The organism is Micromonospora sp. URMC 105 (assembly GCF_051386295.1).
In the GTDB taxonomy this organism is placed as follows: Bacteria; Actinomycetota; Actinomycetes; order Mycobacteriales; family Micromonosporaceae; genus Micromonospora.
Genome location: NZ_JBPQTL010000067.1, coordinates 1 through 17,145, shown reverse-complemented (window position 1 = coordinate 17,145; position 17,145 = coordinate 1). Strand labels below are relative to the sequence as shown.

Here is a 17,145-nt window from a genome sequence, read left to right as displayed (position 1 = left end):
GCACCGGGGATCCCGGCGCGGGCGGCGGCACCCCGCCGCCCGCGTCCGGTCCGTTGAGCCGCCGCGGCCGGTCAGCCCGAGGACCGGGGCGCCGGCCGGCGGGTGGTGGCGTTGAGCCGCCGGAACCCGGGTCGTTTGCCGTCCCGTCGGGCGGGAAGCCGTCAGCCGGCAGCCGACGCCCACGCTCCGACCGACGAAACGGACGATCGCGATGACCCAGCGTCCGACCGTGTCCGCCCGGCCCGATCTGGCCACCCTGACCCTCGGCGTGGAGGAGGAGTTCCTGCTCCTCGACCCCGCCACCGGGCGGAGCCTGCCGGTCGCCGAGCGGGTGCTCGACACCTTCTCCGGCGCCGCGCTCGAACAGAGCCGGCAGGAGTTCCGGCACAGCATGGTGGAGATGGTGACGCCGGTGTCGTCGAGCCTGGCCGAGCTGCGGGAGCACCTGGTGGGGCTGCGGCGCTGGGCCGCCGACGCGGCCGAGGTCGCGGGTGCCCGGCTCGTCGCGGTGGGGGCGACGCCCGTGCACGAGCGGCACCGGACGGTGCCGGACGAACCTCGCTACCACGCCATGTCGCGGCGGTTCGGGCCGGTCGCGCACGATCCGGCGGTCTGCGGCTCCCACGTGCACGTCGGCATGCCCGACCGGGAACTCGCCGTGCAGATCTGCAACCACCTGCGGCCCTGGTTGCCCGTCGTGCAGGCGCTCACCACCAACTCGCCCCTGCACGACGGCCGGGACACCGGCCATGCCAGCTGGCGGTCGATGCAGCTGGAGCGGTGGCCGAGCCTCGGCCCCACCCCGCACTTCGACTCCGTCGCCGACTACGACCGGACGGTGGACGAGCTGATCGCCGCCGGGATCATGCTCGACACCGCGATGGTCTACTGGTACGCGCGCCCCTCGGCCACCCACCCCACGGTGGAGGTCCGGGTCGGTGACGTCTGCCCGACCGTGGACGACACCGTGCTGGTGGCCGGGCTGGTCCGGGCGCTGGTCGCCACGATCGCCGACGAGGTCCGCGCCGGGGTGCCCGCCCCGCGGCTGCGGGACTGCCTGGTCTCGGCCGCGCACTGGCGGGCGGCCCACGAGGGCCTCGACGGCGACCTCGTCGACCTGCACCGGGGCGGTGCCCGCCCGGCCTGGGACCTCGTCGACGAACTGTTCGCCACCGTGTCACCCGCGCTGGCCCGCCACGGCGACGTCGAGTACGTGCGTCGTCAGCTCGACCGGCTCCGGGCCGAGGGAACCGGCGCGACCCGGCAACGGCGGATCATGGCGCGTACCGGCAACGACGTGCGGGCCGTGCTGGACCACCTCGCGGCGCAGACCACCGCGACCTGAGCGCCGCCGCGGCCGGCGTCCGCGTCGGTCAGTCCCGGCGGTCCTCGTCGCCGGGGCCGACCACCTGGCGTTGCTCCAGGGCGTCGGCCGCGGTGGCGTCCTCCGGCAGGGTGACCGCCGGCAGGTCGTGTTCCCCCGGCACGGACGCGCCCTGCTCGACCAGGTCGGCCACGGTGGCGTCCGCCGACTGCGGCTCCGGCGGCACGTCGGGTTGCCCCTCGTCGACCAGCGGCTGGCGCTGCTCGATCGCGTCGGCCTCCGGCGGCACGTCGAACGGTCCATCGGTCATGCCGGCGCTCCTCTCCCCCGCCGGCCCCCTTCGCGGGGCCGGCCTCGACGGCGGCTCAGTCCGGCAGCAGCCGCCGGAGCAGCCCCTTCCCGGTGGCGCCCAGGCGGTAGGACTGGACGAGGTACGAGCCGCAGACGATGTTCGCCCCGGCGAGCGCCGGCACCGCGAACTGGGCGAGACGCTGCCGCCGCTGCCAGGTCGCGATGTCGGCCGGCGTTCCCGCGGTCGGGATGGTGGCGTCGCGTACCTCCAGGTGCTCGCCCCGCTGGTGCGCCTCCTCCGCCAGCCGGCCGATGCGGTTGCCGCAGTACGCCGCGTATGCGGTGGCCGCGGCACCGGCGACGGTGATGCCGGCCTTCAGCGCGCCCACCGTGCCGAACCCCTTCTGCAACGCGATGCGCCGGCCGCCCACCTGGGTCAGCCGCAGCCCGGCGAGCATGGTCGCGCCGATGCCCAGCCACTGCACCGGGCTGAACCGGCCCCAGGCGGACTCGGCGACCCGGATCCGGTCGATGCCCTGCTGGAGGTCGCTGCCGGACTTGTTGACGCCGGCAACTCCCATCACGGTGCCGCCGAACCACAGCGCCGAGCCCACGTCGTGGACGGCCTGCGCGACGGCGTGGTTGTCGGTCGCGGTCATCTGCATCCCGCTCGCCTCCAGTCGATCAGCCCCATACCCTTCATCCCGATTTAAACACTTTTGCCGGGCACGGCAGGCACGTTCCGACCGACCCGGCCCACGGGTGGACGCGCCCGCGATCCCGGCCGGACCGCCGCGGACGCCCGGGCCGGTCAGCGGACGTCGTGCGACTGGAGCCAGATCTCCAACAGGCCGAGCTGCCACAGCTTGTTGCTGCCGGCCGCCGCCTGCGCCTGCTCCGGGTCGTCGAGCAGCCCGGCGACGTACTCGGTGCGGAACAGCCCCCGCTCCCGCGCGGCCGGCGCGCGCAGCGCCTCGACCACCAGATCACGGATCGCGCCGTCCACGTTGCGCAGGGCGGGGACGGGGAAGTACCCCTTGGGCCGGTCGACCACCTCCGCCGGCAGCACCTCCCGGGCGATCTCCTTGAGCACCCCCTTGCCGCCCGACGCCACCTTGTGCTCGGGCGGGCAGGCCGCCGCCAGCGTCACCAGATCCTGGTCGAGGAAGGGGGTACGCACCTCCAGCCCCCACGCCATGCTCATGTTGTCCACCCGCTTGACCGGGTCGTCCGGCAGCATCAGGTGGGTGTCCAGCCGCAACGCCGCGTCCAGCGCGGTCTCCGCGCCCGGCGCGGCCAGGTCCGCGGCGAACAGTTCCCGGCTGGCGTCCCGGTCGATGGCGTACGCCGGGGCCACCACGCGGTTCAGCTCCGCGTGGTCCCGGTCGAAGAAGGCCGCCGCGAACGCCTCCGCGATGTCGCCGCGCGCCAGGTCGCTGAAGGGCTGGTGATAGGCGTACCCGGCGAACACCTCGTCGGCGCCCTGGCCGGACTGGGCCACCCGGACGTGCGCGGCGACCTGCTCGGAGAGCAGGTGGAAGGCGACCACGTCGTGGCTGCCCATCGGCTCGCTCATGGCGTGCACCGCCGCGCGTACCGCCGGGACGAGGTCGTCGTCGGCGAGCCGCAGGCGCTGGTGGTCGGTGCCGTAGTGGCGGGCCACCAGGTCGGAGTAGTGGAACTCGTCGCCCGCCTCGCCGCCCCGGCTGTCGAAGCCGATGCTGAACGTCCGCAGGTGCTGCTGCCCCGCCTCCGCCAGCAGGGCCACGATCATGCTGGAGTCCAGCCCGCCGGAGAGCAGCACGCCGACCGGCACGTCGGCGACCAGCCGGCGCCGTACGGCGGTGCGCAGCGCGTCGCCGACCGCCTCCTGCCAGTCCCGGGCGTCCATGCCCGCCCGCGCCGGGTCCCGGACGTAGTCGGGTCGCCAGTAGACGCGCTCGCGGCTGCGCCCGTCCGCCTCCACCACCCGCACCGTGGCCGGGGGCAGCTTGCGTACCCCGCGCAGGACGGTCCGGGGTGCCGGCACGATGGAGTGCCAGGAGAGGTAGTGGTGCAGCGCCACCGGGTCGATGCCGGTGTCCACGCCCCCGCCGCGCAGCAGCGCGGGCAGGGTGGAGGCGAAGCGCAGCGCGCCGGGGGTCTCGGCGAGGTAGAGCGGCTTGATGCCGAGCCGGTCGCGGGCCAGCACGAGGCGCCGCCGTCGCCGGTCCACCAGGACCACGGCGAACATGCCGACCAGGTGGTCGACGAAGTCCTCGCCCCAGTGCGCGTACGCCACCAGGGCCACCTCGGTGTCACCGGTGGAGCGGAAGGTGTGCCCGGCGGCCCGCAGTTCCTCCCGCAGCTCCGGGTAGTTGTAGATGCAGCCGTTGAAGATCAGCGCCAGGCCCAGGTCCTCGCGCACCATCGGCTGCCCGCTGGCCTCCGAGAGGTCGATCACGGTGAGCCGGCGGTGCCCCAGGGCGACCCAGCCGTCGCTCCACGCCCCCTCGCCGTCAGGGCCCCGGGACTGCATCGCCGCGGTCATCCGGGCCACCGCGTCGGCGTCGGCCCGGGTTCCGTCGAACCGAGCCTCCCCGCTGATCCCGCACATGGTCGGCCGTCACCCGCTTCCGAGGTCCAGCAGCATGGTCATCTGGTCATCTCCCCGGGACGGCCCGCGGCGCGCCCCGGGGGTCACCGCTCGCCCAGGCGGTGGGCCAGGGCCCGGCGCAGCTCGTCGATGCCGGTACCGGTCAGGGCGGACACCGGCACCGCGTCCGGGTACGCGCGGCACAGCGCGTCGACCCACTCCGGCGGCGCCATGTCGATCTTGTTGAGCACCAGCAGTTCCGGCACCTGGCCGGCGCCGATCTCGTGCAGTACCCCGTGCACCGTGGTGATCTGCCCGAGCGCGTCGGGCGCGGAGGCGTCCACCACGTGCAGCGCCAGGTCGCTGCTGGTGACCTCGTCCAGGGTCGACCGGAACGCGTCGACCAGCTGGTGAGGCAGGTGCCGGACGAAGCCCACCGTGTCGGTCAGGGTGTAGGTCAGCTCGCCGGTGCTGATCCGCCGCACCGTCGGGTCGAGGGTGGCGAAGAGGACGTCCTGCACCTGGGCGTCCGCGCCGGTGAGGCGGTTGAGCAGGGCGGACTTCCCGGCATTGGTGTACCCCGTGATCGACACCGAGGGGACCTGGTTGCGGGCCCGCCGGCTGCGGGTGCGTTCCCGGCGCCGGGCCAGCTCGGCGGCGTTGCGCTTCAGCCGGGTGGCCCGCTGGCGCAGCGTCCGCCGCTGGGTCTCCAGCCGCATCTCACCGGGTCCACGCACACCGATGCCGGCGCCGCCGGCGACCCGGCCGCCACCGACGCGGGACATCACCCGGCCGTCGCCGCGCAGCCGGGGCAACTGGTACGCGATCTGCGCCAGCTCCACCTGCACCCGACCCTCGCTGGTGCGGGCGTGCTCGGCGAAGATGTCCAGGATCAGCGCGGTCCGGTCCACCACCCGTACCCCGACCCGTTCCTCCAGGTTGCGCACCTGGCCGGGGGTGAGCTCGCCGTCGGCGATCACCAACTCGGCCCCGACGCGTTCCGTGGCGGCGGCCAGTTCGTCGACCTTGCCGGAGCCGACGTAGGTCGCCGGGTCCGGCTTCGGGCGGTTCTGCACCACCGCCTCGGCGACACTGAGCCCGTCGGTGTCGGCGAGCCGTCGCAGCTCCTCCAGCGACACGTCGCTGCCGGGGCCGTTGCCACCCGCACCGCCGTCCTCGTGCACCGCCACCAGCACGGCCGTCGGCCGTTGCCGGGAGGTTTCGGCTCCCGCACCGAGCAACCAGGTACCCGCCATCGTCCACCTCATCTCGACGCTGCCGGACTGCCGCCTACCCTGACCGTCCCCGACCATGCCGCCGAGATCGCCCGCCCTGCCGGCGGAGACCGCCCGGGAATCGGAATCCCGTCGCAAGGACGGTGCGGCTTGACCCCAGGGTCGGGACCCGGTCGGCGCCGCCCGGACCGCTCGATCCGGGGCGGCCCGGGGCAGTGCCGACACCCCGCGCGTGCCGGCTCCGGGGCCGGGCCGGCCCCGGAGCCGCCGCCGGTCACCGGGCCAGCAGCGCCCGGAGCGCCTTGACCACCTCGGCGGGTGCCTCCTCGGCCATGAAGTGGCCGCAGGAGACGGTGCGGTGGTCCACCTCCGGCGCCCAGGCGCGCCACAAGGCGGCGGCGTCGGAGCCGAGGGCGGCGCCCCAGTCCTGCTGGAGCACGCTCACCGGCATGCGCAGCTGGTGGCCGGCGGCGCGGTCGGCGGCGTCGTGCTCCACGTCGATGCCGGCGGACGCGCGGTAGTCGGCGACGATGGACGGGATCGCCTCCCGGCAGGCCGTCAGGTAGGCGGCCCGGACCTCGGCGGGAATGGCGTCGGGGTCCCGGGTCCAGATGTCGAGGAAGTGGCCGAAGAAGGCGTCGGGGCTGCCGGCGATGAGCTGCTCGGGCAGGCCGGGCGGCTGGGCCATCAGGTACAGGTGGAAGCCGACGGCGGCGGAGGTGCCGCGCATGACGTTCCACATGTCCAGGGTCGGCAGGACGTCGAGCGAGGCCAGGTGGGTGACCGCCTGCGGATGGTCGAGTCCGGCGCGGACGGCGACCAGGGCGCCCCGGTCGTGCCCGGCCAGGGCGAAGCGGTCGTGGCCCAGGGCACGGGCCAGCGCCACGATGTCGGCGGCCATGGTGCGCTTGGCATAGACCTCCGGGCCGGTCGCCGCGGGCTTGTCGCTGGCGCCGTAGCCGCGCAGGTCGGGGCAGATGACGGTGTGGTCGGCGGCGAGGTCGGCGGCGACGTGCCGCCACATGAGGTGGGTCTGCGGGAAGCCGTGCAGCAGCACGACGGGGCGGCCCGAGCCGCCGACGGCGGCGTGCAGGCTGACCCCGTCGGCGACGGTGACGCGCTGGTAGTCGAATCCGTTGATCATGGGGGCCATCGGGGATCCTTTCGGGGTCCGTCGACCGGGCGGGGGCGGCGCCCCCGTCGACCGGTCGTCCGGGATCGAGCCTGCCCGCGGGCGATGAGCAGCGGATCAGCAGCGGATGAGTGACCGGCCGCCGACCGGGACGCCGCGCGGCGGTGCATAGAGTGGGCGCCATGAGCCGGGGGGCGGGGGCACCAGCGGTGACCTTCGGGGTGCTGGGTCCGGTGGAGGCGACCGGCGAAGGCGGTCCGGTCCCGCTGCGAGGCCCGCGTCACCGGGCGGTGCTGGCCCGCCTGCTGGCCGCCCGGGGCCGGGTGGTGTCCGTGGACCGGCTCGTCGGGGACCTGTGGGAGACCCCGTCGGACGGCTCGGTGGCGGCGATCCGGACCTTCGTCGCGGACCTGCGCCGGGCACTGGAACCGGAGCGTCCGCCCCGCTGGCCGGCCCGGCTGCTGGTGACCGCGCCGCCCGGTTACGCGCTGCGGGCGGCACCTGAGGCGGTGGACGCATGGCGGTTCGAGACGGCGGTCGGCGAGGCGGGTCAGCTGCTCGCCGACGGGGAGCCCGAGCCGGCGCTCGCCTGCCTCACCGAGGCGCTCGGCTGGTGGCGTGGCCCGGCGTACGGGGAGTTCGCCGACCAGGGGTGGGCGCGCGCCGAGGCGACCCGGCTGGACGAGTTGCGGATGCTGGCGGTCCAGCGGCGGGGCGAGGCGCTGCTGGCGCTGGGGCGGGCCGCCGAGGCCGCCGTCGAGCTGGAGCAGCACGCCGCCGCGCAGCCGCTGCGCGAGGAGGCCTGGCGGCTGTGGGCGACCGCGCTGTACCGGTCGGGCCGGCAGGGCGAGGCGCTGGGCGCGCTGCGCCGGGCCCGGGAGACCCTGGTGGCGGAACTCGGCCTGGACCCCGGCCCCCGGCTGCGTCGCCTGGAGGCCGACATCCTGGCCCAGGCGCCACGGCTGGACCCGGCCCCGCCCGGCGAGGACACCGTGCCGTACCCCGATCGCCCCGCCGGGGCCCCGTCGCCCGCCGGCGTCCCGGCAGCCGGCGGATCCGCGGTGCGGGCCGCGCCGGCGGAGCGGCGTACCTTCGTGGGCCGGCACGCGGAGCTGGACCGGCTGACGGCCACGGCCGGGACGGTGGCCGGCCACCGCCGGCCGGCCCTGGCCCTGGTCTCGGGCGGCGCCGGGGCGGGCAAGACGGCGCTGGCCGAGGCGCTCACCCGGCGGCTGGCCGCCGACGGCTGGACCACGGCCTGGGGGCGCAGCCCCGAGTACGAGGGCGCGCCGGTGGCCTGGCCGTGGACGCAGATCACCCGGGCGCTGGCCGCCGAGGACCCGCCGGCCGGCGACCCGGCGGCCCCCGAGGACCCGGCGGTGTCCCGGTTCCGCCGGCACCGGGCCGCCGTGGCCCTGCTCGGCGCGGTCGCCGGTGCGGGACCGGTGCTGCTGGTCCTCGACGACCTGCACCGGGCGGACGAGGACACCCTCGACCTGCTCGCCGCCCTGCTCACCGAGCCGGAGCCGGTCACCGGCGCCGTGTTCGTGGTCGGTGTCTTCCGGTCCACCGGGATCGGTCCCGAGCTGACGGCCGCCCTGGCCCGCCTCGCCCGGACCGAACCGGCCCGGGTCTACCTCGACGGTCTGGACGAACCGGCCACCGGCGAACTCGCCCGCACCGTCGCCGGTGTCGAGCTGGACCCGCCGACCGTCGGTCTGATCCACCGGCGCAGCGGCGGCAACCCGTTCTACGTCCGGGAGCTGGCGCGGTTGCTCGCGACGGAGGGCCCGGCGGCGCTGGAGACCGTGCCGGCCGGCGTACGCGACGTCATCCGCCACCGGCTGGCCCAGCTTCCCGACCCCGCCCGGACGGTGGTGCAGCAGGCGGCGGTCCTCGGCCGCGACGTCGACCCGGACACCCTGGCGGCGATGACCGGCGACGAGGCGGGCGTCCTCGACGCGCTGGACACCGCCGCGACCGCCGGTTTCCTGACCGAGTACGGCCCGGCGGCGCGGCTGCGGTTCGCGCACATCCTGGTCCGGGACACCGTGTACGACGACCTGTCGGCGCCGCGGCGGGCCCGCTGGCACGCCGCCGCCGGTGACGCCCTCGAACGGCTGCACCCCGACGACGTCGCCGCGCTGGCGCACCACTTCGCCCGCGCCGGGACGCGAGCCGCGGCGCCCCGCGCCGCCCGCTACGCCACCGCCGCCGCCGAGCAGGCCGAACGCCGCTCCCTGCCGCACCTGGCGGCCCGGCTGTGGCAGCAGGCGGTCGACGCCCACGAACGAATCACGGACGACCCGCACGGCCGGCTACGGGCGCTGATGGGACTGGGCCGGGCGCTCGCCGTCACCGGCCACCTCGACCGGGCCCGACGGCACCGCGGCGAGGCGCTCGACGCCGCCGAGCGGCTGAACGACGCGCGGGTGACCGCGGACGTCCTCGCGGCCTTCGAGGTGCCCGCCATCTGGACGCGCAACGACGACGAGGCCCTCTCCCACCGGATCGCCGGAGCCGCCGAGCGCACCCTGGCCGCCCTGGGCGGGGACCGGGCAGCGGACCGTAGCCGCCTGTTGAGCACGCTCGCGCTGGAACTGCGCGGAGCCGGCACCGACCGGGGACGCCGGGCCGCCGTGGAGGCGGAGGCCATCGCCCGGCGGCTGGCGGACCCGGCGCTGCTGGCGTTCGCCCTCAACGCCCGCTTCATGCACACCTTCGACCGCACCGGCCTGGCTGCCCAGCGGGCGCGCATCGGAGCGGAACTGGTCGAGCTGGCTCGCGCCCACGACCTGGTGACCTTCGAGGTGCTCGGCCACCTGGTGCTGCTCCAGGCGCGCTGCGCGCTCGCCGACCTGGCCGCCGCCGACGCGCACGCCGCGGCCGCCGACCGGCTCGCGCACCGCTACGAGCTGCCGCTGGTGGGCGTCTTCACCCGCTGGTACGCGGCGCTGCGCCTGGCCGTCGGCGGGCGGGTCGCCGAGGCCGAGGCCGCGTACCGGGCCGCCCACGCCCGGCTGCCCGCCGCCGGGATGCCCGGCCTGGAGGAGGGGCTCCTCCCCCTCGCGCTGCTGTCGCTGCGGCTGCGGCGACCGGAGGACCTGGCGGGGGACGAGTGGCAGCGCCAGGCCTGGGGACCGTACGAGCCGTGGGTCCGGCCGCTGGTCCTGCTCGCCGACGGGCACCCGGCCGAGGCGGCCGCAGCGCTGCGGGCGCTTCCGGAGTCGCCGCGCGACCTGCTGCGTGAGGCGCGGCTCTGCCTCGCCGCCCGCGCCGCGCTCACCCTCGGCGAGCGCAGCACCATCCGGTACGCGTACGGCGAGCTGCTGCCCGCCGCCGACGAACTGGCCGGGGCGGGCAGCGGGATCCTCACCCTCGGGCCGGTGGGCGGGTACCTCGCCGATCTCGCCGCCGCGCTGGGCCGGCCCGACGACGCCGCCGCGCACCGCCGGCAGGCGGCCGAGGTGGCCGCGCGCGCCGGCCGCTGAGGCCCGGGCGGCGGGACGGTCCCGCACATCGACAGATATCGACACTCTTGATACCGTCACCGGCAATCGTCTTCACCGCGACGGGAGGTCGGCATGCCTCGACGGATTCTGCGGGGAATCGCCGCGGTCACCATCGGCACCTCGGTGGCCACGCTCAGCGTCACCCCGGCCCACGCCGACCCGGTGGTGCCCCGGCACGCCGTGGTCATCTGCCAGAGCGCCAGCTTCTACGACAACTACGACTCGGCGCACGGCCCGTACGGCCTGAAGCGGACGCTGCCCTACGGCAACAAGATCGGCCACACGCCCGGGGCGCATCCCGTCTACAACGGCTGGGCGGCGACCTTCGACTTCGGCCCCAACGACTGGGGCTACCTGCGCATCGAGTGCATCGGAGGGTACGACTCATGGTGAGCCGATCCGTCGCCCGGGCGGCGGCGACCCTGCTGGCGGGCGCGATCGCGATCGTCGCCGCGCCGGTCGCGGCCTACGCCGACACCGGCACGATCGGCCAGCGCGAGACGGTGTGCGCGGCCGACCTGTTCGTCCGCACCGACCCCAACGGCGCCTGGATGGGCACCCTGTACCGGGGGCAGACCTTCCTCGTCGAGGGTCCGCGCAGCGGCGGCTACGTCTACGGGTTCGCCTACGGGCACATCAACCGTCGCGGCTGGGTGCAGGACGGCTGGTTCTGCTGACACCGGCGTCGCCGCCGGCTCCGTGAGCCCGGCCGGAGGCAGTGGGTCACGAAGCCGTCTACCGGGCCCCACTCCGACCGGGGACGAGGATCCGAGGAGTGCCACGCCCTCCGGGCGGCAGGTGTGCGGGCGGGATTTGCGGGAATGGCAGGCCGCGGCCGACGGCCGTTCGGGCACTCGTGCATCGACGCGGGAGCCGGTCCTCTGCTGCCGGCCTGGAGGGGGAGCCGTCACGCCGCACCCGGCCGACGCGTCCGGTCCACGTTCTCCGCCACCCGCGCGGCAGCGCGGTCCGGAGACCTCCGACGGTGACCTACTCAGCTACGGGGTGAGGAAGATGGCAGGAAGCAAGAGCACCACCACCATGGGGTGGCGTTCGGTGACGGACGGCCTCGGCATCGAACGGGCGGTGCAGAACGGCCGATCGGAGGGGCTGGCCCGCGTCCTGGGCTGGTTCAGCCTGGGTCTCGGCATCACCACCCTGGCGGCGACCCCTCGGGTGAGCCGGCTGTGCGGCGTCGACGACTCACGCACGGCACAGCTCGTGCTGCGCGCCGCCGGGATTCGGGAGCTGGGCCACGCGGCGGCGCTGCTGGTGCCCCGGCACGCCGGGCCGGCGGCGTGGACCCGGGTCGCCGGCGACGTCATGGACCTCGCCGCCGCCGGGCGGGCGATGCGCAACCGCCGCGACGACCGGCGCCGCCGCCTGACGTACACCGTGGCGGCGCTCGCCGGGATCACCGCGATCGACCTGTACGCCTCGCTGCGCGCGACGCGAGGCCGCCGGATGTTCGGCGCCAACCGGGCGTACGGCTCCATCACGGTCAACCGCCGGCCGGAGGAGGCGTACCAGTTCTGGCACGACTTCGAGAACCTGCCGCGGTTCATGTACCACCTGCAGTCGGTGCGGATCACCGGCGACCGGCGCTCGGTCTGGACGGCGAAGGCTCCGGCCGGCCGGAGCGTGCGGTGGGAGGCGGAGATCGTCGAGGACCGGCCGAACGAGATGATCAGCTGGCGTTCCGTCGACGGCGCGAAGGTGCCGAACTGCGGCCGGGTGCGCTTCATGCCGGCTCCCGCCAACCAGGGTACGGAGATCCGCGTCGAGCTGGAGTACTCCGTGCCGGGCCGGATCCTGGGCAACGCGGTGGCCAGGGCGTTCGGCGAGAACCCGCAACAGCAGATCTGCGACGACCTGCGCCGGTTCAAGCAGGTCATCGAGACCGGCGAGATCACCCGCTCGGACGGCACCCCGGACGGCACGAGCGTGCACGCACAGACCCACCAGCGTCCGGCCCGGCCGCTGGCGACGACCCGGACCGCGTGAGGGAGAGACACCGATGAAGGCCAACTGCTGGGTCGCCCCGAACAAGGTCGCGGTCGAGGACGTACCGGATCCGCAGATCCTCAATCCCCGCGACGCCGTCGTCCGGGTGACCTCGTCGGCGATCTGCGGCTCCGACCTGCACCTGCTCGACGGCTTCATCCCGGCGATGAAGCGGGGGGACATCCTCGGCCACGAGTTCATGGGCGAGATCGTGGAGCTGGGCCAGGGTGCGCGGGACGGACTGCGCGTGGGTGACCGGGTCGTCGTCGGCTTCCCCATCGCCTGTGGCGACTGCTTCTCCTGCCAGAGGGGGCTCTACTCGGCCTGCGAGAACTCCAACCCCAACGCGGCGATCGCGGAGGTGGCGATGGGGCACTCCCCCGCCGGCATCTTCGGCTACTCCCACCTGTTGGGCGGGTACGCGGGCGGGCAGGCGGAGTACGTGCGGGTGCCCTATGTCGACGTCGGGGCCGTCAAGATCGAGGACGACCTCCCGGACGAGAAGGTGCTGTTCCTCTCCGACGTGCTGCCGACCGGGTACATGGCCGCGGAGCTGTGCGAGATCAAGCCGGGTGACGTCGTGGCCATCTGGGGCGCGGGACCGGTGGGGCAGTTCGCCGCGGTCAGCGCCTACCTGCTCGGAGCGGGACAGGTGATCGTCATCGACCGGTACCCGTACCGGCTGCGGATGGCCCGGGACAAGGTGGGCGCGGAGACCATCAACTACGAGGAGACCGACGTCCTGGACACGCTGCGGGAGATGACCGCCGGGCGGGGCCCGGACGCCTGCATCGACGCCGTGGGCATGGAGGGCCACCACGCCTCGGCGGCCCTGCAGGCCTACGACCGGGCGAAGCAGGCGGTGAAGGCGGAGACCGACCGGCCCCACGCGCTGCGCGAGGCGATCCTGAGCTGTCGTAACGGCGGCACCATCTCGGCGGTCGGCGCGTACGGCGGGTTCATCGACAAGTTCCCGATGAGCTCGTTCATGAACCGGTCACTGACCATGCGCTCCGGGCAGGCCCACGTGCAGCGCTTCATGCGGCCGCTGTTGGAACGCATCCGCAAGGGGGAGATCGACCCGAGCTTCATCATCACCCACACGATGAGCATCGACGACACGCCCCTGGGGTACGACATCTTCAAGAACAAGCAGGACGAGTGCGTGAAGGTGGTCCTGAAGGCGTAGCCGGGCGGGCCGTCCGCGACGCGGCCGCCGGCCGGTGCCGGCGGCCGGGGCGGCCGGTCAGGCGGGCTCGACGCGCACCGGGATGCCGTTGAGCACGACGTTGCCGGAGAGCGGGTCGACGGCCGTCTCGTCGGTGAGCACGTTGCTGTTGACGCCGGGGTGGGCGCGGGCCACCGACTGCCGGGTGCCGGGCACGTCGTGGCCCCACCCGTGCGGCAGGCTGACCACGCCCGGCATGGTGTCCGCGGTGACCTCCACGGGTACGACCACCGCCCCGACCCGGGAGGAGACGCGGGCGTCGTCGCCGGCGGCCAGCCCGAGCTTCGCCGCGTCCTCCGGGTGCACCTGCAGCGTGCAGCGGTCCCGCCCCTTCACCAGCGCCGGCACGTTGTGCATCCAGCTGTTGTTGGACCGCAGGTGCCGGCGCCCGACGAGGACGAAGCCCTCCGGCGGCGCGTCCCGGGCCGCCCGCAGCCGGGCGACGTCGGCGGCGATCGGCGGCGGGCACAGCTCGACGGTGCCGCTCGGCGTGCGCAGCACCTCCGGCAGCCGCGGTCGCAGCGCCCCGAGGTCGACGCCGTGCGGCTGGTCGAGCAGCCGGGTCAGGGTCAGCCCGTCCGGCCGCTGCCCGAACCGGTCGCCGTACGGGCCGAGGCGCAGCCGCGCGTCGAGCAGGCGTTCGGGCGGCCGGTCCCCGGCGACGAGGGTCCGCAGCTCGTCCGCCGGCCGGTTGAGCACGTCGGCGGCGTCGGCGAGCACCTGGCCCAGCAGGTGCTCGTGCAGGCCCGCCGGGTCGGCGGCGGCGCCCTGCCCGGCGGCGATCAGGGTGAGCCGGGCCAGGATGTCGCACTCGTCGAGGCCGTCGGGCTCCATCGGCAGGACCGGCGGCGAGTAGCTCGCGACGTTGCGCACGGCCAGGGTGAGGAACGCGAAGTCGTAGTGCCCGGCGCGGGCGGGGTCCGGTGGCGGCAGCACCACGTCGGCGTGCCGGGTGGTCTCGTTCAGGTAGGGGTCGACACTGACCATGAAGTCGAGCGAGGCGAGCGCGCGGTCCAGCCGGGCACTGTTCGCGGTGGAGAGCACCGGGTTGCCGGCGACGGTGATCAGCGCCCGGACCCGCCCCTCCCCCGGGGTGTCGATCTCGTCGGCCAGGGTGGCGACCGGCAGCTCGCCCTTGACCTCCGGCAGGCCCCGCACCCGGCTGGCCCAGCGTCCGGTACGGAATCCCCGGCCCGGGCCGGCGGCCCGGGTGCGCTGGTGGGCGGCGAGGGGGAACATCGCCCCGCCGGGCCGGTCCAGGTTGCCGGTCAGCACGTTGACCACGTCGACCAGCCAGCTGGTCAGCGTGCCGAAGGCGACCGTGCAGGTGCCGATGCGCCCGTACACGGCGGCGGTGGGGGCGGCCGCGAGTTCGCGGGCGAGTTCGCGGATGCGCGGCGCGGGCACCGCGCACCGGTCGGCCACCCGCTCGGGGGCGAACGCGCCGGCCAGGTCGCGGACGTCGTCCAGCCCGGTGACGTGCTCGGCCAGCCGGCCGAGGCGTACCAGGTCCTCGTCGAAGAGCGTGTGCACGACGGCGAAGAGCAGCAGCGCGTCGGTGCCGGGCCGGATGGGCAGGTGCTCGTCGGCGGCGGCGGCCGTCCGGGTGCGGCGCGGGTCGACGACGAGGAAGCGGCCGCCGCGCGCCTGCAACGCCCGCAGCCGGCCGGGGAAGTCGGGCGCGGTGCAGAGGCTGCCGTTGGACTCCCACGGGTTGGCGCCGAGCAGCACGAGCAGGTCGGTGTGGTCGAGGTCGGGCACCGGGATGGCGTTGGGGTCGCCGTACAGGTAGCCGGAGGAGACGTGCTTGGGCATCTGGTCGACGGTGCTGGCCGAGAAGACGTTGCGGGTGCCGAGCGCCCGCAGCAGGGGGCCGGCGTAGAGCCCACCGGCGATCGTGTGCACGTTGGGGTTGCCGAGGTAGGCGGCGACCGCGTCGGGGCCGCCGGCCTGGCGGGCGGCGGAAAGGCCGGCCTCGACGGCGGCGAACGCCTCGTCCCAGCCGACCTCGCGCAGCGTGCCGTCGATGCGCAGCAGCGGTCGGCGCAGGCGGTCCGGGTCGGCCAGCAGTTGCGGGAACGCGGCCCCCTTGGGGCAGACGAAGCCGTGGCTGAAGACGTGGTCGCGGTCGCCCCGGGCGTGCGTCACCCGGCCGTCGGCGATGGTCAGGGTCAGCCCGCAGGTCGCCTCGCACAGTGGACAGGTGCGGTACGCGGTACGCGTCGCGGTCGTTCCCGGCATCGCGGGCCCCCTCCGGTGGAATACCGACTGGTCGGTATGGTGGCACGCCACCGGAGCGCTGTCATCCCCCGACGAACGGCCGACGCGGGGCGCAGCGGGCCGACCACGGAAAGTGCGATTGCCGGGCGGATCGGGGCACCAGCGCCTTGGCCAGGGCGGATACACCCATTCGGGTATTGACTGTGATGTAACCCACAACATTCAATGTCCGCGTGGCAGGGCCCGTCCAGGCAGTGGCCTCGACGCGTACCACCGGCATGGCCACTCCGACCGATCGTGCTGCTGCGTCCCCGGCAGCCGTGGTCAGGGTGCGGTGGACGGGGTGAACGAACGCCGGCGTCGGATGCTGCTCACCGCGGCGTTGCACGCGGTCTCGCACGGCATCGCGGTCCTCTACTGCCTGATGACGTTGGGCGAACCGCACCGCGACCTCATGCTCGTGGCGTACAGCTGCGGGATGGCGTTCGGCGCCGTCGGCGTCTGGGCGGCGCGGACGGTGACCACGAAGGCCTCGGGGTACCGCGTCTCGTTCACCATCCTGCTGGTGACGATCGTCGTGGCGGCGCTCGGCGCGTACTGGGACGGCGGGGCCGCCTCGCCGGCCGCCCTGGGCTTCGTGACCACCACCGTCTTCGTGGCCAGCTACACGCCGCACCTGCGGCTGATGATGGCGCTGGAGGCGCTGCTCCTCGGGGCGTATCTCGCCGTCGCCGTCCTCGGGCGGCCGTCGCCGCCCGGTCACGTCTTCCTCTACGTGGCGGGCATGGTGGTGCTGATCTCGGTCTGCGGCACGCAGACCCGGAAGCTGGCGCGGCAGCGGTCCCAGCTGCGCGCGCTCGCGGCGCTGGACCCGCTCACCGGGGCCCTGAACCGGCGCGGCCTGGCGGACTTCGCCCAGCACCTGTTCCGCCGCTGCGGTCGCGCCGGCCCGTCCATGCTCTGCCTGGACCTGGACGACTTCAAGAGCGTCAACGACCGGTACGGGCACGCCGCCGGTGACGAGCTGCTGAAGCGGACGGTGGCGGCGGCGCGGGAGGTGCTGCGCGCCGAGGACGCCATCGCCCGGGTCGGCGGGGACGAGTTCGTGGTCGTCCTCAGCGAGGCCGACGAGGCGACCGTGCGGACGGTCATGACCCGGATCGACGCGGCGGTGGGCCGGCACACCGGCGTCAGCATCGGAGCGGCCACCGCGCCCGGCGACGGCGACACCCTGGACACCCTGTTGCACGTGGCCGACCAGCGCCTCTACCGGGTGAAGCAGCAACGTCGCACCGGCGACCGGCCGGGCGAGGGCCACGGCCTGGTGCCGAGCGGACCGGACCCGTTCGGCGCGCCCTGACCCGGCGAGGCCGCCGGCGGGAGGCCGGGGCGTCACGGCCTGACGGTGCGCGGGCGCTCACAATAGGCAACCTTCTTGACAGATGCGTTAACCATCGACAAACTTCGTCGTGAGAGCGCTCTCTCGGCCTACCCGCCCCCGCTCACCGGGAGGACCTGCATGTCCCGACACCTGCGCGCGCTCGGCTCGATCACCGCCGCCCTCCTGCTCGTCGGCGCGGGCCACCGGGGCGAGCGCGGGATCCGTGACGGCGACGGTGAGGCG

General features: G+C 74.9%; 13 protein-coding genes. 7 read left to right on the top strand and 6 right to left on the bottom strand.

The window, feature by feature from the left end:
- Nucleotides 1–211: 211 nt before the first annotated feature.
- Nucleotides 212–1,345, top strand: a complete 1,134-nt coding sequence (locus ACSNN7_RS20255; protein ID WP_436682462.1) for a carboxylate-amine ligase — start codon at nt 212–214, stop codon at nt 1,343–1,345.
- A 28-nt stretch (nt 1,346–1,373) separates the two neighbouring features.
- On the opposite strand, the gene ACSNN7_RS20250 is transcribed toward ACSNN7_RS20255, so the two are convergent.
- From ACSNN7_RS20250 to ACSNN7_RS20230, 5 genes are all read right to left on the bottom strand, one after another.
- On the bottom strand, nt 1,374–1,634 hold the full coding sequence (locus ACSNN7_RS20250; protein ID WP_436682460.1) for a hypothetical protein: 261 nt from the start codon (nt 1,632–1,634) through the stop codon (nt 1,374–1,376).
- Nucleotides 1,635–1,689: 55 nt separating this feature from the next.
- Nucleotides 1,690–2,280 carry a hypothetical protein gene (locus ACSNN7_RS20245; RefSeq protein ID WP_436682459.1) on the bottom strand — a complete coding sequence of 197 codons (591 nt, stop codon included), beginning with the start codon at nt 2,278–2,280 and terminating at the stop codon, nt 1,690–1,692.
- 146 nt (nt 2,281–2,426) lie between these two features.
- Nucleotides 2,427–4,211: an N-acetylglutaminylglutamine amidotransferase gene (locus ACSNN7_RS20240; RefSeq protein WP_436682458.1), complete on the bottom strand. Its 1,785-nt coding sequence runs from the start codon at nt 4,209–4,211 to the stop codon at nt 2,427–2,429.
- An 83-nt stretch (nt 4,212–4,294) separates the two neighbouring features.
- Nucleotides 4,295–5,446: a GTPase HflX gene (gene hflX / locus ACSNN7_RS20235; RefSeq protein ID WP_436682457.1), complete on the bottom strand. Its 1,152-nt coding sequence runs from the start codon at nt 5,444–5,446 to the stop codon at nt 4,295–4,297.
- Between the two features lie 253 nt (nt 5,447–5,699).
- Nucleotides 5,700–6,578, bottom strand: a complete 879-nt coding sequence (locus ACSNN7_RS20230; protein ID WP_436682455.1) for an alpha/beta fold hydrolase — start codon at nt 6,576–6,578, stop codon at nt 5,700–5,702.
- A gap of 161 nt (nt 6,579–6,739) precedes the next feature.
- On the opposite strand from ACSNN7_RS20230, the gene ACSNN7_RS20225 reads away from it, so the two are divergent.
- From ACSNN7_RS20225 to ACSNN7_RS20205, 5 genes are all read left to right on the top strand, one after another.
- Nucleotides 6,740–10,048 (top strand): BTAD domain-containing putative transcriptional regulator, encoded by a 3,309-nt coding sequence (locus tag ACSNN7_RS20225; protein WP_436682453.1) that lies wholly within the window; start codon nt 6,740–6,742, stop codon nt 10,046–10,048.
- 93 nt (nt 10,049–10,141) lie between these two features.
- Nucleotides 10,142–10,462, top strand: coding sequence for a hypothetical protein (locus ACSNN7_RS20220; RefSeq protein ID WP_436682451.1), 321 nt, complete (start codon nt 10,142–10,144; stop codon nt 10,460–10,462).
- Nucleotides 10,456–10,746 carry a hypothetical protein gene (locus tag ACSNN7_RS20215; protein ID WP_436682449.1) on the top strand — a complete coding sequence of 97 codons (291 nt, stop codon included), beginning with the start codon at nt 10,456–10,458 and terminating at the stop codon, nt 10,744–10,746. Before ACSNN7_RS20220 ends, ACSNN7_RS20215 begins: the two co-directional genes overlap by 7 nt.
- 337 nt (nt 10,747–11,083) lie before the next feature.
- Nucleotides 11,084–12,073 carry an SRPBCC family protein gene (locus ACSNN7_RS20210; RefSeq protein ID WP_436682446.1) on the top strand — a complete coding sequence of 330 codons (990 nt, stop codon included), beginning with the start codon at nt 11,084–11,086 and terminating at the stop codon, nt 12,071–12,073.
- 13 nt (nt 12,074–12,086) lie between these two features.
- On the top strand, nt 12,087–13,262 hold the full coding sequence (locus ACSNN7_RS20205; RefSeq protein WP_436682444.1) for a zinc-dependent alcohol dehydrogenase: 1,176 nt from the start codon (nt 12,087–12,089) through the stop codon (nt 13,260–13,262).
- Nucleotides 13,263–13,319: 57 nt separating this feature from the next.
- On the opposite strand, the gene ACSNN7_RS20200 is transcribed toward ACSNN7_RS20205, so the two are convergent.
- Complete coding sequence (locus tag ACSNN7_RS20200) at nt 13,320–15,542, bottom strand: molybdopterin-dependent oxidoreductase (protein ID WP_436682443.1); 2,223 nt, start codon at nt 15,540–15,542, stop codon at nt 13,320–13,322.
- A 322-nt stretch (nt 15,543–15,864) separates the two neighbouring features.
- Here ACSNN7_RS20200 and ACSNN7_RS20195 point away from each other — a divergent pair, with 322 nt between their 5' ends.
- On the top strand, nt 15,865–16,881 hold the full coding sequence (locus ACSNN7_RS20195) for a GGDEF domain-containing protein (RefSeq protein ID WP_436682442.1): 1,017 nt from the start codon (nt 15,865–15,867) through the stop codon (nt 16,879–16,881).
- Nucleotides 16,882–17,145: the final 264 nt, after the last annotated feature.

Bases quoted from the DNA above. Each gene is read 5' to 3' on its own strand.
- ACSNN7_RS20220 (WP_436682451.1), top strand. From the start codon at position 10,142: ATGCCTCGACGGATTCTGCGGGGAATCGCCGCGGTCACCATCGGCACC.
- ACSNN7_RS20240 (WP_436682458.1), bottom strand. From the start codon at position 4,211: ATGTGCGGGATCAGCGGGGAGGCTCGGTTCGACGGAACCCGGGCCGAC.
- ACSNN7_RS20200 (WP_436682443.1), bottom strand. From the start codon at position 15,542: ATGCCGGGAACGACCGCGACGCGTACCGCGTACCGCACCTGTCCACTG.
- ACSNN7_RS20225 (WP_436682453.1), top strand. From the start codon at position 6,740: ATGAGCCGGGGGGCGGGGGCACCAGCGGTGACCTTCGGGGTGCTGGGT.
- ACSNN7_RS20255 (WP_436682462.1), top strand. From the start codon at position 212: ATGACCCAGCGTCCGACCGTGTCCGCCCGGCCCGATCTGGCCACCCTG.
- ACSNN7_RS20230 (WP_436682455.1), bottom strand. From the start codon at position 6,578: ATGGCCCCCATGATCAACGGATTCGACTACCAGCGCGTCACCGTCGCC.
- ACSNN7_RS20250 (WP_436682460.1), bottom strand. From the start codon at position 1,634: ATGACCGATGGACCGTTCGACGTGCCGCCGGAGGCCGACGCGATCGAG.
- ACSNN7_RS20245 (WP_436682459.1), bottom strand. From the start codon at position 2,280: ATGCAGATGACCGCGACCGACAACCACGCCGTCGCGCAGGCCGTCCAC.
- ACSNN7_RS20210 (WP_436682446.1), top strand. From the start codon at position 11,084: ATGGCAGGAAGCAAGAGCACCACCACCATGGGGTGGCGTTCGGTGACG.
- ACSNN7_RS20205 (WP_436682444.1), top strand. From the start codon at position 12,087: ATGAAGGCCAACTGCTGGGTCGCCCCGAACAAGGTCGCGGTCGAGGAC.
- hflX (WP_436682457.1), bottom strand. From the start codon at position 5,446: ATGGCGGGTACCTGGTTGCTCGGTGCGGGAGCCGAAACCTCCCGGCAA.
- ACSNN7_RS20215 (WP_436682449.1), top strand. From the start codon at position 10,456: ATGGTGAGCCGATCCGTCGCCCGGGCGGCGGCGACCCTGCTGGCGGGC.